Origin of the sequence: Erysipelothrix sp. strain 2 (EsS2-7-Brazil) (assembly GCF_016617655.1) — a bacterium.
Lineage (GTDB): Bacteria > Bacillota_I > Bacilli_A > Erysipelotrichales > Erysipelotrichaceae > Erysipelothrix > Erysipelothrix piscisicarius.
Genome location: NZ_SCFT01000022.1, coordinates 1 through 16,456, shown reverse-complemented (window position 1 = coordinate 16,456; position 16,456 = coordinate 1). Strand labels below are relative to the sequence as shown.

Here is a 16,456-nt window from a genome sequence, read left to right as displayed (position 1 = left end):
TCTTTCATTTTTTTATCTAATTGTTTATACTTCATATGGGAGCTCCTTTTAGTCGGGTGGGCTCCTTTTATTATACAAAAACAACCGCACCTTGGGTGGTGCGGTTGAGATTTGAATTTAGGAAAGCCCTTTATCTAGATAAAGGGCTTTTCGTTTAATCTAAAGGTGTCCAAACAAATTTCTTAACAATTGCTGTTGTTACAAGATAGAGACCGACGATTCCAAGAACGTATGCTAGATGATTTAAACTTAAAACTTGAAGTTCAATTGACTGAGCAAGCGGAGTTAGAACGAAGATTAATGTAATAAGTACAGCAAGTGCTGAGACGCCTACTAAGATCGAAGCAGGTTTGTTCTTGAATGAGAACGGTTTTTTAGCACGAATTACAAAGATAATGAGTGCTTGCGATAAGATTCCAAATGTAAACCAGAATGTTTGGAATAAGGTCGCTTGTTCGGCAGTATTTACGCCGAGCACATACCATAGTGTGATAAAGCACAGGATATCAAATACTGAACTTAAAGGTCCAAATACGGACATAAAGTGTATCAATCGATCCGATTCAAGTTTGCGTGGTTTATCGAGATCTGATTCGTCGCAATTATCAAATGGAATCCCTGTTTGAGCAAGATCACTGAGTAAGTTTTGAACAAGAATATGAACGGGTAACAGCGGTAAGAAAGGCAAGAAGATACTTGCAACGATTACGGAAATCATATTTCCGACATTACCACTAACAGCCATTTCTAAGTACTTAATCATATTAACAATTGTCTTTCGGCCTTCCATGATTCCCTTTTCTAAAACCGTTAGGTCTTTTTTAAGAAGAATAATGTCGGCACTTTCTTTGGCAATGTCAACCGCAGTATCAACTGAGATTCCAACATCAGCTTGTTTTAATGCAAGGGCATCGTTGATACCATCGCCTAAGAAACCAACTGTATGATTGTTTGCCTGGAATGCTTCCACAATACGTTGTTTTTGAACGGGTGATATTTTAGCGAAGAGATGACATGTACCTACAACGGCTTGAAGTTGTTCATCACTCATTTCTTCAATATCTTTGCCCATATATGTTACTTCTGTATCAATCCCAACTTTACTACATACTTTCTTAGCTACACCTAAACTATCTCCGGTGATAACAACAACATCGACACCATGACGATTTAAACTCTCGATCGTTGGTTTTGCGCTTTCTTTAGGTGGATCAAGGAATCCAATAAAACCAATGAGTACGAGATCTTTTTCATCTTCGACACTGAATTCATGATCTGTTGGTAGTTCATTTTTTTGTGCAACGGCAATCATACGCAAACCATCATTATTATGTTGCATATAGACATCCATTGCTTCTTCACGTGTTTCATCATCGAGTGGGTATACTTTTCCATCACGATCGATATAGGAACACAATTTCATGATTTCTTCAACAGCACCCTTTGTAATAAGTTGTTTTTTATCGTTACTGTCTTCCAAAATAACACTCATTCGACGACGTGCAAAATCAAATGGAATTTCATCAACAATTGTATAATAGTTAACTAAGTCATCCATGTTGTAACTTGTTGCACGTTCAATAATTGCAAGGTCAATTAAGTTTTTTAGTCCACTTTGGAAATACGAGTTTAGATAAGCATGTCGCAATACACGCATGTCATCTTCACCGGTTGTATCCATGTATCGTTCTAAAATAATATCATCCTGAGTAATCGTACCGGTTTTATCGGTACACAAGACATCCATTTCACCAAATGATGAAATTGAACTTTGTGATTTCACAATGGTTTGATGTTTAGACATGTTTATCGCACCACGTGCCAAACCACTGCTAAGGACTACAGGGAGCATTTCAGGTGTTAATCCGACTGCTACGGTGAGGGCAAAAACAAATGATTCAATAGGATTTGCCTTAAAGATCCAATTTAGGATGAAAATTGCGGGTAGCATAATGAGCATTAATTTCATAAGCAAGCGACTTACTGTTGAAATACTGCTTTCGAAACTATTTGGACGTTTTGAATTTTTTAATGATCGGTTCATTTGTCCAAGATAAGTATCGCTACCTGTTCGAATTACAACCGCACGCGCGGAACCGGAAACAACGTTTGTTCCCATTAAACATAAATTCGTAAAGTCACTGTCTGCATCCATTTGGGATTCGTCAAATTTAACAAATTTCTCAATAGGTTGAGATTCACCGGTTAGTGTGGCTTGTGAAATAAATAAATCTTTTGCGGAAATTACTCGCATATCTGCAGGAATAATATCTCCAGCAGATAGACGGACAACATCCCCTAAGACAAGATCATCAATTGGAATTTCTATAAATTGACCATCGCGAAGCGCTGCCGTTGTATTAGAAACCATATTTAAAAGTTTCTCGCTGGCTGCACTGGATCGCTCATCTTGAATAAATGAAATCAGTGTAGAAATAATAATAATAATTGCTAAAATTGAAATGGTTAAATAATCTTTTTCCTGTGTTAATAAAATATCCGTAATAAATGTAATTACGATAACGACCATTAAGACTAAATTAAATGGATTAATTAAAACGTTAACAAATCCAATAAGAGGGTTTTTCTTTTTTTGAGGCTTGATCTCATTAGGACCATATTCTTCGAGCTTTTCCTCTGCTCGATTGGATGTATAACCCTCTGGAGATGCATCCAATTGTTCAAACAATTCCTCTTGGTTAAGTTGGAGTGTTTGAATTAGCTCTTTGTTTGTTACTGACATAGTTATAAACTCCCTTCATACTGTCATGTATGAACAAAATTTATCGATGACTTTCTTGAGGTGTACCCAAGGGGTCATCATCCAAAGATCGTTCACTAATACTGTCGTTCATGCAACTCTGACCTTCCATTGGTTTTCACCTCCTCGCTTTAAAACTATAACAAATTGAGGTTCATTAAGCAATAAAATCGAGGAGACATTGAAACTTAATGGTAAGAATATTTAACAGTTATGATATAATTCAAAAAAGTGGGAGGTAACATATGAAAAATGTAAACTTGAGCAATGAACTCGGAATTGATACTGTACTCTTTGATTTGGACGGTACAATTCTACCGCTTGATGGGGATGACTTTGAACGAACATATTTAACATCGATTACACAAAAAGTCGCGCATATTATTGAACCGGAAGCAATGGCAAAAGCGTTGTGGAAATCAAGTGCGGCAATGATTCAAAATACTGATATTTTTAAAACGAACGAACAGGTGTTTTATGATTGTTTTGAAACACTGGTTGGTACAGAAATTAAAACTCAAATTGATGCGATATTAGATGATTATTACGAACATGAATATGACATCGTGGAGACGGTTACATCGATTTCAAAACCGATGGTTGATGCGGTTTATTATTTAAGAGAAAAAGGATACAAAGTAATTCTAGCAACCAATCCGCTTTTCCCAAAACTTGCCACGGATAAACGAATTTGGTGGTCGGGTCTCGAATTAGATGATTTTGATGATATTACTCGATTTGAGAAAAATCATCATTGTAAACCCAACCCAATGTATTATGAAGAAATAATAAGTGATAATAAGTTGGATCCGAATGCGTGTCTAATGATTGGGAATGATGTTGAAGAAGACATGATGGCATCACAATTTGGGATGAAGACGTGGTTATTAACGGATAATTTAATTCATCGTGGCTCAGATTATCATTGTGACTGGATGGGTTCACGAGAGGAATTAATTAAGAAAATAAAGGAGTTGTTTTAATGCGTATAGGATCAGTAAAAGAACGAAAAGATTTTGAACAACGTGTAGGGATTATGCCTTCTCATGTTATTGAATATATTAAAAACGGTCATGAAGTCTATGTGGAGTCTGGGTTAGGCCTTGGGAGTGGCTTTACCGATGAAGAATACCAACATAACGGTGCCATTCTTTGTGATGATGCTGCTTCTGTTTGGAAACAATCAGAAATGATCATTAAAGTAAAAGAACCCATCGCAGAAGAATATGATTTAATGCAACCCAATCAAATTCTTTTCACATACTTGCATCTAGCCGATAATTTACCCTTAGCTAAAGCATTAATGGAACGGAATGTAATTGCCGTGGCCTATGAGACTGTGACAGATGAATTAGGGCGCTTACCGCTATTAAAACCAATGTCTGAAGTAGCAGGGCGACTCTCGATTCAAGAGGGTGCGAAATACTTAGAAAAAACCTATGGTGGAAAGGGAATTTTATTATCTGGGGTTCCTGGTGTCCGTGGGGGTCATGTTGTCATTATTGGTGGTGGTGTTGTTGGTATGAGTGCATGTAAAACGGCGTTAGGAACGGGAGCAACCGTGAGTGTAATGGATCGGAATTTAGATCGATTGGCTTATATTGAAGATGTTTTCGGAACTGCTGTCAATACAATATATAGTGACTCAAAAAATATTGAAGATGAGCTCCGCCGTGCTGATGTTGTGATTGGAAGTGTCTTACTTCCTGGTGCTCGTGCCCCAAAATTGGTAACGCGTGACCATTTAAAAATTATGGAACCTGGAACCGTGTTAGTTGATGTAGCGATTGATCAAGGGGGATGCTTTGAGTCCAGTCACCCAACAACTCACAGCAATCCGGTATTTGTTGACCAGGGAATTGTTCATTACTGTGTTACCAACATGCCTGGGGCGGTTCCAAAAACTTCAACCTATGCGTTGGGGAATGCGACTTTACCATATGGTTTAAAAATTGCTAACAGTGGTATTCATGAAGCGGTAACCAATGATCCAGGGATTAAAAATGGTTTAAATATTTATCACGGACAGGTTGTGAATGACGCGGTTGCGGCTGCACTTGATTTAGAATATATTGAATATGAAAACTGTGTTAAAGTGGTGCAACTTTAGTGGTTATTTGTTAGAATGTAGTAAAGGAGGTGGCCGTCATACCAAATGTTATTACACATGGGCTGATGGCACTCGATGTTTATAATGAACTTGACGTGTCTACAGTCCAAAAAGCGATAAAAAAACATCCGCGAGCATATTTGCTTGGGAGCAATGGACCCGATATTTTGTTTTATTACAAAGTATTTCCATGGCAAGATCAAGAACTGAATAAAATTGTCGCTGATTATGGTGGGATTGTGCACCGAACTCATGTTAATGATTTTTATAATCAAGCGGTGAGTTTTATAAAAGAAATGAAAGATGAACGAAGAAAAACCATTCTAATTGCGTTTATTGCCGGACATTTTCAACATTGGTCTTTGGATACCTTAGCGCATCCATTTGTATTTTATCGCGGAGGCGAAATTGCTGGATCAACACGTTACTGGCATTTTCGATATGAGTCAATGCTAGACTCACTCATGGTTACATATGTAAAACGACGGGATATGGCATCGTTAAAACCAAAACGATTTGTCGATGTCAATGAAGAAGAACGACGTGTTATTGCTTCGTTTTATCAAACAATGCTCGTTCAAGTTTTTGGAATCTATTTGGAACCCTTAGTAATTGAGGAAGCAATTAGTTCCTTTAAAAAGATTTTGAATTATTTATACGATCCGCACAATATTATGACTCCAGTGATTCAAAAACTGGAACGTAAAATGGCTTATCCGTGGGCGTTTTCAAGTCATATCGTAAATTCGAATATCGATGCGCGATACGACGTTCTTAACTTAAAGCGTGAAACATGGTCAAACCCAACAAATATCGATGATACATCGAACGAGACATTTATGGAACTCTATGAGTCATCCATTGTGCTAGGGAATGAATGCATCGGGGCTTTAAACGATGCATTAGAACACAATGAACCTGTAAATTTTGACGCACTTCTAGGAGATCGTCGCTATGATACAGGGCGTCCACCCGGACGTGAGATGAAATACTATGATAGTATTTATCAAAAGTAAAAAACAATAACAATAATAGGGAGGGTTTTATATGTTAGTTTATATTCATGGAAAAAATGTGGAAATCACAGATGCAATGCAAGAAAAGGTGGAAGAAAAATTAGAATTCTTACACAAATATTTCGAGGTAGATGACTCATGGCGTGCAAATGTGGTTGTGAATGTTTATCCTCAAGGTTCAAAAGTTGAAGTGACGATTACATCAAAAATTGGACCACTACGTGCCGAAGTTTTACATGAAGATTTCTATGCAGCACTCGATCGAGTTGTTGATAAATTAGAAGATCAAATTCGCCGTCATAAAACAAAAATTTCACGTAAAAACCGTGAGGGCTTATCACAAGCATTCTTAAATATGATTGCGGAATCTGAGGCAAAAGAAGAATCTAAACTTGTTAAGACAAAATCCATTGTGGCTGAAAAAATGAATCTTAATGATGCGATTGTAGATATGGAAATGTTGGGTCACTCATTCTTTATTTATACGGATGATGAAACATCAGATGTTGCAGTTGTCTATAAACGTCTTGATGGCGATTATGGTTTACTCGAAGTCGATCGCGATAACGATTAATTTTCAACGATTAATATGATATGATATACTTATCAAAACGGAGGTTTGAACAATGAGCTTTAAAGATAAACTTAAAAATATTCTTACACCGGTTGAAGATGAATATCTTGAACTAACTGACGAGGAGGCTGAGAGCTTGAGCGAATATGAAACACCACGCGCATCTTCGGAAGCGCCTAAACTACCATCAGATACAAAAATGGTTTTATTTGAACCGCGATCATTTGAAGAATCTGAGGAGGTTGCGCGTTATCTAAAAGAGAAACGTGCAGCAGTTGTAAACTTACATCGATTACAACGTGACTATGCACAACGTACGATTGATTTCTTAACCGGAGTTGTGTTTGCACTTGATGGATCAATTCAAAAAATTGGCCACAATGTAATTCTTTGTACACCACGTACAATAGGAGTTCAAGGGGAAATTAGTATGAACCTTGAAGATTTAGATCAATAGTAATTGAGTATGTCTCATAAACCCAAATTTAGAGTGATGCGCCAAGGGTATGATCGCTTTGAAGTTGATCAAATGATTGCGAATTTGGAACATGATAAAACGATATTAACAAAACAAATTGAACTTTATCAAAAACAAGTGGAGTCATTACAGGAACAACGTGATATAATCAAAAAGCGATATCAACAATTGGTAAGCGAAAGTGGTGTTCGTGAGAAAGCTGCAGAAGAAATGTCGCGGCTTGCCTTACGGGAAGCAAATTCAATTATCGATACAGCCTATATGAATGCGGACATGATTGTTCGTGAGGCGATGTCTACATCGCGTCAAGTACTCGTTGAAATAGCTCGTATTTCAAATGAATCAAACGAACTCCGTGACGAATTAAAAGAAAAATTAATGGAATTAGAGGTGGCAATTGACGATTTAACCTTGCCAGATGCGCCCAATTCCAAACTTATTGGTGAAGATCAAGACACATTAAAACGATAAATTGTTTCAGAGAGCTTGTGGCTGGTGAAAACAAGTAACAATCCGTTTTAGTATCACTTGTGAACCTTACTTTTGAAATTATAGTAGGAAGTACGTACTACGGCGTTAACGTATTGAGATTACAGATTACTCTGTAAATTAAGGTGGTACCGCGTTGAAGACGCCCTTATGAGGGCGTCTTTTTTATATGTTAGGAGCAAAAATATGAACTACAAAGACACACTGTTATTACCCAAAACAGATTTTGAAATGAGAGGAAATCTTAATAAAAAAGAACCTGGAATTCAAGCAGATTGGGATAAAATGAACTTGTATGAACGAATGCAAGAAGTGCGCGAGGGCGCACCACTTTTTACCGTGCATGATGGTCCTCCTTATGCAAATGGAAACATCCATATTGGTCATGCTTTGAATGGTATTCAAAAAGATTTAATTATTCGTACCAAATTTATGGCAGGTTATCAAACACCATTTAGACCAGGTTGGGATACACACGGGTTGCCTATTGAAAACGCAATTCAAAAATTAGGTGTCAATCGCAAAGAAATGCCGATTTATGAATTCAGAGCACTTTGTGAGAAGTATGCTCATGAGCAAGTGGCGATTCAAATGGCTGATTTTAAATCGTTGGGTAAAATTGGTGATTATAAGAACCCTTATTTGACCCTTAATAAGGATTTCGAAGCAACACAAATTCGTGTATTTGCGGAAATGGCGATGAAAGGGATGATTTATAAAGGATTAAAACCGGTATATTGGTCACCATCCAGTGAATCAGCACTCGCTGAAGCGGAAATTGAATACCGTGAACGTCGTGACCCTGCAATTTTTGTCGCATTTGACGTTGTTGATGGTAAAGGCGTATTGGACGCAGGCGATAAGATGGTTATTTGGACAACGACGCCTTGGACCATTCCAGCAAACCTTGCAATCTCTGTTAATGCAAACATGGATTATGTTCTAGTTAAAACTGAGAAGGGTAATATGGTGTTTATGGAAACACTTATGGAATCCGCACTTAAAGAATTAGAACTTGAACAGGGCGAAATTTTAAAACGTTTTAAAGGACGCGATATTGAAGGTGTAACAACACAGCATCCGCTTTATGACCGTTTGTCACCTGTATTAAATGGTGATCATGTAACGGATGAAGCGGGTACCGGTTGTGTTCATACAGCGCCTGACCATGGGGTTGATGACTTTAATGTTTGTGCACTTTACGGTATTAAACCAATCAGTCCTGTCAACGAACAAGGTGTTTTAACTGAAGTTACTGGTGAATTTGCGGGATTGTTCTTTGAAGATGCAAATAAAGCCGTAACCATGAAACTTGAATCCTTGGGTGCTTTATTGAAAATGGGATGGATTAAACATAGTTATGCACATGATTGGAGAACAAAAAAACCAATTATCTATCGTGCAACAACACAATGGTTTGCATCCATTGACTCCGTACGTCAAAATGTATTGGATGAAATTGAAAAGGTGGAATGGACACCTAAATGGGGTCAAAAACGCATGCATAATATGATTGCAGACCGTGGTGACTGGTGTATTTCACGTCAACGTGTTTGGGGCGTTCCAATTCCAATTTTCTACGCTGAAGATGGAACACCAATTATTGAACAAGATGTTTTTGATCATGTAGCAGACTTAGTTGAACAATTTGGTACCAATGTATGGTTTGAGCGTGAAGCAATTGATTTACTGCCAGAAGGTTATACTCATCCAAATTCACCTAATGGTACATTTAAGAAAGAAACGGATATCATGGATGTTTGGTTTGATTCTGGATCTTCACATACGGCAGCACTAAATCACTGTAAAACACCACTTCCTGTTGATGTTTATGCAGAAGGTTCTGATCAATACCGAGGTTGGTTTAATTCATCACTTATTATTTCAGTGGCCCTCTATGGTTTTGCCCCATATAAACAAGTTGTAAGTCATGGATTTATTATGCATGATGACGGTGAAAAAATGAGTAAATCAAAAGGGAATGCTTTAAGTCCTCAAGCAATTACAGAGACTTTAGGAGCAGATATTTTACGCCTTTGGGTTGCAAGTGTAGATTACCATTCTGATATCAAAATGTCCCAAGACTTATTGAAACAAGTATCTGAATCTTACCGTAAGATTCGAAATACATTTAGATTTATGCACGGAAACCTTGCGAACTTTGATATTGAGACAGATGGTATTGCCATCGAAGAATTGTCACTGTTAAACCGTTATGTTCTAAACGAAGTAATTCGTGTTAATAAAGAAGCGCAAGAGGCATATAAAGCCTTTGACTATCAAAAAGTTACAACAGCAGTTGTTAGTTCATTAACAAATATGATGTCATCCTATTATCTAGACTATACCAAAGATATTCTTTATATTGAAAAAGAAGACGACCGTGCTCGCCGTGAAATCCAAACTGTTATTTACCACGCATTGATGATTTATTCACGAATTATGGCACCGATTCTTGTTCATACAACTGAAGAATTGAATCGTGTCTTTAGACCTGAGGATGAGAGTATTCACCTTCAAGCGTTTAGTCAATTGGTTGATCCAGTTCTTTCAAGTGAAGAGGTTGTGGAAATGGATTCGCTCTTAAAATTACGTGAAGCTGTTTTCAAAGCACTTGAAGAAAAACGGGCTGAGAAGATTATTGGTAAATCCTTGGAAGCCCATGTGCGTCTTCATCTTGATGATGAAAACGCAGGTCGTGTGCGAGATATTCTCGGCAAACATGATGCACAATGGTTTATCGTGTCAAAACTAGAACTTGTAGAAGATGCATTAACAGACGTTATGGGATTTGAAATCGCTGTTGATAAAGTGGAAGGTCATACATGTCCACGCTGTTGGAATATTGTTGATGTTGTGGGTGAAGATGAACTTTGTCTTCGTTGTCATAATGTTGTCAAGGCGTAGATATGATCATTACATCACTTCAAAATGATTTCATCAAACACTGTGCTAAATTGAATAAGAAGAAGTATCGGGATGAATATAATGAAGTATTGATCGAGGGAGAGCATCTTATACAAGAGGCTGAAACGGCTGGAATTGTAAAGAAAACAGTAGGATTATCTGAAAATAATGATATTCAAATTACGGAACACATCGCTCATAAGCTCTCCAATACGGTATCGGGATCTTCGCAATTTGCGGTGATTTCGAAACCTCATTATGAATTAAAAAAATCTGAACGCTATTTAATTTGTGATGGCATTCAAGATCCGGGGAATCTTGGTACGATTATTCGCACAGCGCACAGTTTTGGGTTCGACGCAGTTATTGTGTCTGAAACCTGCGTCGATGAATTTAATCATAAAGTGATTCGTTCAACTCAAGGATCGATATTTCATATTCCAGTCATTCGAATGTCCTTGGCAATGGCAATCACTCAAATAAAATCGTGGGAGGTACCTGTATTTGCAAGTTATCTCGGCGAGAATACGCACAATTTACAAGATATCCAAACCCATCCAATTGCGGTTGTGATGGGTTCCGAAGGAAGCGGTGTATCTGATTCAATCGTGGACTTGTGTGATGGTACGGTTAAGATTGAAACATCACAGTTTGAATCACTAAACGTTGCGATTGCAACAGCAATAATCTGTTACACGCTTCGAAAATAGGGAGGAACCATGGAATTAAGATCGTTTACGGATTCTGATTTACCATTATATGTAGAACTTGCAACCAAATTTCTTACAAGTCCCGCATGTTTTGGAGAACCAGATTTTGAATTGTTTACGCGAAACTTTAAGCACATCATTAAAGAAAACGACTGCTTTGGCTGGTTTTTAGTCGAAGATGGTAAAGTCTGTGGATACCTCTTAAGCTCAATTATGTTCTCAACTGAAGTTGGGGGCTTGCAGTTGTGGGTGGAAGAGTTGTCTGTTGAAGATGCATATCGGGGTCAAGGTCTTGGAACTGAGGCGTTATCCATTTTGATGGATGCGTTTCCCGATGTAGTTCGCTTTAGACTTGAGGTAACGCCAAGCAATAAAGGCGCGAAAAAATTATATGAACGTCTAGGATTTGAGTTTTTGGGATACGAACAAATGATTCTAGACCGATAAAAAAAACTGCAGGAACGGAGATCTTATTGATTCTCTCAATTCCTGCAGTTTTTTATAAAAGCACCACACATTGAGTCGTTTGTGTGGTGCTTTTAGTAAGCTTATTTATTGTCTGTGTACAATTGATTTACTTTTTCCCAATTAATAATTTCAAAGAAACTATTGATATAATCAGGACGACGGTTTTGATAATTAAGATAATATGCATGTTCCCAAACATCAAGACCTAAAATAGGTGTTAACCCTTCTGAAATAGGGTTATCTTGATTTGCCGTTGAAACGACTTTAAGTGATTTGGTTTCATCCAACACTAACCAAGCCCATCCACTACCGAAGCGTGTTTTTGCCGCATTTGAAAATGATTCTTTAAATGCTTCAAACGAACCAAAATCTTTATTAATTGCATTCATGAGCGCTTCACCAGGTTCTTGACCTTTTTGAGGGGATAAGAATTCCCAAAACATTGTATGGTTTAAATGACCACCACCATTGTTTTGAACCGCTGTACGAATGTCTGCTGGGACATTGTTTAAGTTCTCAATTAGGTTTGTTAATGATTCTTGCTCCAATTCTGGGTGCTTTTCAAGTGCTGTATTTAAGTTTGTAATATATGTTTGATGATGCTTTGTGTAATGAATTTCCATTGTTTTTGCATCGATTTGTGGTTCTAATGCATTAAATTCATATGAAAGTTCGGGTAATTTATAAGTCATCGTAAGTCCTCCTCTATTTATAAGTAAATTGTAACAAAGATGAAGGGGATGGTCTAACTAAATGCCTAGAAGTGCAGAATACTTTTCGATGAGATAATCAATGTAGTAATCAGGGTTGAAGGGTTCATTGGTTACGTTCTTGATTATTGTTTGTGTATCGTACATCCCGCCGTATTGATGAATGTTGTCACGTAGCCATTGGAATATAAGGTCCATTCTACCGTCTAACAGTGCCTCATCAACATTTACGTCCTCTTGCATTTTCTTCATGAATTGAGCAGCGTATGCTGTACCAAGTGCGTAGGTTGGGAAATACCCAAATGAGGCATCGCTCCAATGTACATCTTGAAGAATTCCATTGCTTGGATTTTCAGGGGTAATTCCAAGTAATTGTGTCATTTGATCTGCGAAATATTGATCAAGTCCCTCAGCGCTGTGATTATGATTGAAAATCTCTTTTTCGGTATTATAGCGAACCATGATGTGAAGCGGGTAAGTGAGTTCATCAGCTTCTACTCGGATAAAGCCTTTTTCTACATAATTAATCCCTTTTATAAATGTATCGAGGTCAACATCATTTAATATATGGGGAATAATTGCTTGAAGCTTTGGATACAGTGGTGTCCAAAACGATTTGCTTCTTCCAATCATATTTTCCATTAAACGTGATTGTGATTCGTGAAGACTCATACTCATACTATCCGCAATCGGATAGCCTTCAAATTCAATATTGACTTGGTGATTATACATTGAATGACCGATTTCATGGATGATTGAAAAAATATTTGAGGTGAAATCATTTTCGTAATAATGTGTTGTGATACGAGAGTCGTTAATTGAGAACGTACTGCTGAAGGGATGCGCAGCATGTCCCATGTAACCAAAGGATGCATCATATCCCATATGATCTTTGATTAGATTTGAAATGAGATCTTGCTCATGGGTTGTTACCGTTGCGGTTAAAAACGCAGGTTTTGGACCTTGGGCTTTAATGACTCTATCGATAAATGGGACAAGTTTTTGCTCTAGTTTATTGAAAAAACCTTCAACATGCGCTTCACGCAACCCGTCTTCATAATCATCTAAGCATGATTCATAGATGCTTAAACTTGATTCGCGATGACGAATGGCGCTTTTTTGACCGGCAATGAGTGCATCAAGATCGTTTTTAAAAAGACTGTAGTCGCCTTTTTCACGAGCATCTTCCCATGATTGTTGTGAGTCATATTTTAATTTATCAAATGCAATATACTCAGCAGATGGAATGTTTTTAATTTTATCGAGCTGACGTAATTGTGTTTTTGCACTTTCAGCGATAATTGGGTTATCATGATTTTCATTTTCCTTCAAAATCTGATAGGTTGTTGGATCGGTAAGTAGCTCAAAATATTCGCCTGAGAGAATCGATAGGGCCTTATTTCGAAAAGCTGCACCATTTCTTGGAGCAATGGTGAGTGCGTCAAAACTCATTGTTGTTATTGCAAGGTTTAAACTATTCAATTTATCGAGTAATACTTCATATGTCATATAGTGACCTCCTAATTATTCCTTATATTGTACCGCAAGCAGTGATAAAATGAAATAAATAACAAAGCTTGCATCCATTTCTGTTTTTTTATGACAAAAGTCATGTATAATAAATCTATATATGGGAGGGTTCATTATGTATGATAAATGCGTTGAAATGTTAAACAGTCGTGGCGTTGAAATTTCAGATATTATCGAATGTGTTGTTTTTCTCCAAAAGGACTATGTCGAAGATATCGATTCGGTTGACATCCACTCGATAGTGAACAGTGTTTTGAATAAGCGAGAAGTTCAGCATGCGTTAATAACAGGTATTAATATTGATATTTCCGTCGAAAATAAAAACTTCGGTGGTGAAACGATTGAGGACATCATACATCGTGATGAAGGTCTCTACGGCATCGATGAAGTACTCGCCTATGGAATTTGTAACCTTTATGGATCAATTGCACTCACGAATTATGGCTATATTGATAAAGTAAAACCTGGAATAATTGGTGCACTCAATGATCACAACAATGGGCAGTGTAATACATTTTTAGATGATATTGTAGGAGCAATTGCTGCATCAGCTGCGAGCAAATTAGCTCACAGTCAACATCAAGAAAGTAATACAAAGCAATAACGTAATAACTCATAAAAGAAAAGGTGGTGTTATCTGTGTATTCTTCAAATGACGTTGCTCTAACTGTAGAAAAACTTTTAAAACGCTTGGAAGTAGAGAAAGATGGGCTGGTTCTTGTTCATGAAAGCGATGGATTTGACCCGTTTTACTCAAAAATTATTCTGGATAGAATCCAAAGTCATATGAAAGATGGAACAGTTTGTGTATTTGGTGATTGCGAGTTCAATTCGGATGTACTTGTTAAGGATATGGTTCCCTACATCTCAAATCAAGAACGTCTTGTTCTCTCAAGTGGGAAAATGATGCAACTCATGACACTTCAACAAGAATGCATTTATGCAACACACCCGAGTTTGATGATAGCGACTGCCGGTAAATTTAGTCGTTATTTCGGAAGACCGACGGATTTAGATTTTCCTTATGGAACCCATTCTGTATTCACCGATTTTTATGATCTAAATGCTACCTTAATTTTAGTCGGCGATGTCTTAGAATTATTTGAGGCCAAGTTTGCGTATGCTACACTTGACCATCATGTTATTCGAAAGACTGCCTGTCTAAAGGATAAGTCGGTGATGACGTATCTGGATATTGTCCCCAATTATACTCGTATTTATGATTTGGTATTTAATTCTAAACTGCTTCTTTATGAGCAATTGGATGGGCAGACACTTTACGGGGTCAAATACCGAGATTTTATTGATTATTTAAGAGAGGTACTTTAACCTCTTTTTTATTTTGCTTGTAAAATATATAATAAGAAAGGATGTTTTAATTCAACGATTCTAAAGTATTGAGGTGACTTAAATGAAAACTAAAGATCTTGTAACAATATCAATGTATGCAGCACTTTTCTCAGTTTTGGAGTATATTACGGTTACGTTTGATGTTTTGAAATTGCCACAAGGTGGCTCTATTTCTCTAAGTATCATTGTTTTAATAATCGCAAGTTATCAATTAGGGTTTAAAAAATCGCTCTGTGTAGCAATTTTATCTTTTGTCGTAAAATTTATGATCAAAACGCCCATGGTGGTTCACTGGATTCAATTTCTATTTGATTACATTTTTGCGTATTCTGCCTACTCAATCGCCGGTCTCATTCCGAATCTCAAAGTCCACGATCTATCCCTACCGTTTGGTGTCATCGTTTCAAATATATTAAGATTCATAATCCATACAATTTCAGGGCTTTTATTCTATGCTGAGTTTTATCGTGGGAATGTCCTACTCGGTGTTGTTTCATATAACGCAACTTATATGGTTCCAACTACAATCATATCATTCGCATTCATTTTAGCGATTCTACCTAAAATGAATGCTTTGTTAACGCCACGAACTTCAATTAAGAATAGAAATTAGGATAATATTGTGTATAATGTTAAAGGATGGGAAGTGTTGTTATGTTACCAAAAATTGGAGAAGTAATTTATATTCAAAGTTATAAACACGATGGGTCACTCCATCGAACATGGTCAAGTGGAACGGTGCTCGATGTCGATTCAGAAAAAATCGTGCTAATAACATACAAAACCTGGGTTGTTGAGTCTGATGGAAGAAGATGGTTTACCCGTGAACCAGCAATTTGTTTCTATTACTTAAATCGTTGGTATAATGTTATTTCGATGATTCGTAATAAGGGTGTATATTATTATTGTAATCTTGCTTCACCAAGTGTGTTCGATGAAGAGGGTCTTAAGAATATAGACTACGATTTGGATGTTAAGGTTTTTCCAGATGGAAAATATATTGTTCTAGATGAAGATGAGTTTGAAGAGCATCAAGTATTAATGAATTATTCGCAAGAAATTATTGATGTTGTAGTCGAAGAAAAAGACCGTTTGGTCGAACAGGTAAAGAGCAAAAGTTATCCATTTAACGAAGAAGAAATCTATAGATATTTCGATAAATATTTAACGGTAAAAGAATTTAAATAAAAATCCATAAAACATTTGACAAATCTATAGATGTGGGATATTATATACAAGCGCTAAGGGAAACCGAGTGCAGAAAATGGTCTTTGAAAACTAAACAGGAAACGTCAATTTCAAAAAGAAATACGGATAAATAAATAAACAAAACTCGTCAGAGTTAAAAAGAGA

16 protein-coding genes and 1 other annotated feature are annotated in these 16,456 nt (G+C 37.0%); of the genes, 13 read left to right on the top strand and 3 right to left on the bottom strand.

Going from position 1 to position 16,456, the window contains the following annotated elements; genetic code table 11:
- Positions 1-154: 154 nt before the first annotated feature.
- Complete coding sequence (mgtA, locus tag EPJ90_RS08270; RefSeq protein ID WP_200542967.1) at positions 155-2,743, bottom strand: magnesium-translocating P-type ATPase; 2,589 nt, start codon at positions 2,741-2,743, stop codon at positions 155-157.
- A 263-nt stretch (positions 2,744-3,006) separates the two neighbouring features.
- Between mgtA and EPJ90_RS08265 the strand changes: the two genes are divergently transcribed.
- The 9 genes from EPJ90_RS08265 (at position 3,007) to EPJ90_RS08225 (ending at position 11,492) form a co-directional block, all read left to right on the top strand.
- On the top strand, positions 3,007-3,744 hold the full coding sequence (locus tag EPJ90_RS08265; RefSeq protein WP_125164335.1) for an HAD family hydrolase: 738 nt from the start codon (positions 3,007-3,009) through the stop codon (positions 3,742-3,744).
- The gene (gene ald / locus EPJ90_RS08260) at positions 3,744-4,871 is read left to right on the top strand and encodes an alanine dehydrogenase (RefSeq protein WP_161637484.1); all 1,128 of its coding nucleotides are present in this window, start codon (positions 3,744-3,746) and stop codon (positions 4,869-4,871) included. Before EPJ90_RS08265 ends, ald begins: the two co-directional genes overlap by 1 nt.
- Positions 4,872-4,936: 65 nt before the next feature.
- Positions 4,937-5,887, top strand: a complete 951-nt coding sequence (locus tag EPJ90_RS08255; protein ID WP_202606012.1) for a zinc dependent phospholipase C family protein — start codon at positions 4,937-4,939, stop codon at positions 5,885-5,887.
- A 31-nt stretch (positions 5,888-5,918) separates the two neighbouring features.
- On the top strand, positions 5,919-6,461 hold the full coding sequence (hpf, locus tag EPJ90_RS08250) for a ribosome hibernation-promoting factor, HPF/YfiA family (RefSeq protein ID WP_003775373.1): 543 nt from the start codon (positions 5,919-5,921) through the stop codon (positions 6,459-6,461).
- 52 nt (positions 6,462-6,513) lie between these two features.
- Positions 6,514-6,918, top strand: coding sequence for a cell division protein SepF (locus EPJ90_RS08245; RefSeq protein ID WP_003775374.1), 405 nt, complete (start codon positions 6,514-6,516; stop codon positions 6,916-6,918).
- A gap of 9 nt (positions 6,919-6,927) precedes the next feature.
- Entirely contained in the window at positions 6,928-7,410 is a 483-nt protein-coding gene (locus EPJ90_RS08240; protein ID WP_125164337.1) for a DivIVA domain-containing protein, read from the top strand.
- Positions 7,376-7,581, top strand: a binding site (T-box leader). It overlaps the preceding gene by 35 nt.
- A 33-nt stretch (positions 7,582-7,614) precedes the next feature.
- Complete coding sequence (gene ileS, locus EPJ90_RS08235) at positions 7,615-10,335, top strand: isoleucine--tRNA ligase (protein ID WP_200542966.1); 2,721 nt, start codon at positions 7,615-7,617, stop codon at positions 10,333-10,335.
- A 2-nt stretch (positions 10,336-10,337) separates the two neighbouring features.
- Positions 10,338-11,045 carry a TrmH family RNA methyltransferase gene (locus EPJ90_RS08230; RefSeq protein ID WP_125164339.1) on the top strand — a complete coding sequence of 236 codons (708 nt, stop codon included), beginning with the start codon at positions 10,338-10,340 and terminating at the stop codon, positions 11,043-11,045.
- 9 nt (positions 11,046-11,054) lie between these two features.
- On the top strand, positions 11,055-11,492 hold the full coding sequence (locus tag EPJ90_RS08225) for a GNAT family N-acetyltransferase (protein WP_161637487.1): 438 nt from the start codon (positions 11,055-11,057) through the stop codon (positions 11,490-11,492).
- 101 nt (positions 11,493-11,593) lie between these two features.
- On the opposite strand, the gene EPJ90_RS08220 is transcribed toward EPJ90_RS08225, so the two are convergent.
- Together EPJ90_RS08220 and EPJ90_RS08215 are read right to left on the bottom strand one after the other, a co-directional pair.
- Entirely contained in the window at positions 11,594-12,205 is a 612-nt protein-coding gene (locus EPJ90_RS08220; protein ID WP_161637488.1) for a superoxide dismutase, read from the bottom strand.
- A 57-nt stretch (positions 12,206-12,262) separates the two neighbouring features.
- Positions 12,263-13,732, bottom strand: a complete 1,470-nt coding sequence (locus EPJ90_RS08215) for a carboxypeptidase M32 (RefSeq protein ID WP_200542965.1) — start codon at positions 13,730-13,732, stop codon at positions 12,263-12,265.
- Positions 13,733-13,868: 136 nt separating this feature from the next.
- Here EPJ90_RS08215 and EPJ90_RS08210 point away from each other — a divergent pair, with 136 nt between their 5' ends.
- The 4 genes from EPJ90_RS08210 (at position 13,869) to EPJ90_RS08195 (ending at position 16,291) form a co-directional block, all read left to right on the top strand.
- On the top strand, positions 13,869-14,357 hold the full coding sequence (locus EPJ90_RS08210) for a phosphatidylglycerophosphatase A family protein (RefSeq protein ID WP_200542964.1): 489 nt from the start codon (positions 13,869-13,871) through the stop codon (positions 14,355-14,357).
- 35 nt (positions 14,358-14,392) lie between these two features.
- Positions 14,393-15,082, top strand: coding sequence for a hypothetical protein (locus EPJ90_RS08205; protein WP_161637491.1), 690 nt, complete (start codon positions 14,393-14,395; stop codon positions 15,080-15,082).
- An 82-nt stretch (positions 15,083-15,164) separates the two neighbouring features.
- Positions 15,165-15,716, top strand: coding sequence for an energy-coupled thiamine transporter ThiT (locus tag EPJ90_RS08200; protein WP_125164344.1), 552 nt, complete (start codon positions 15,165-15,167; stop codon positions 15,714-15,716).
- Between the two features lie 41 nt (positions 15,717-15,757).
- Entirely contained in the window at positions 15,758-16,291 is a 534-nt protein-coding gene (locus EPJ90_RS08195; protein WP_161637492.1) for a DUF402 domain-containing protein, read from the top strand.
- The last annotated feature ends 165 nt before the right edge of the window (positions 16,292-16,456 follow it).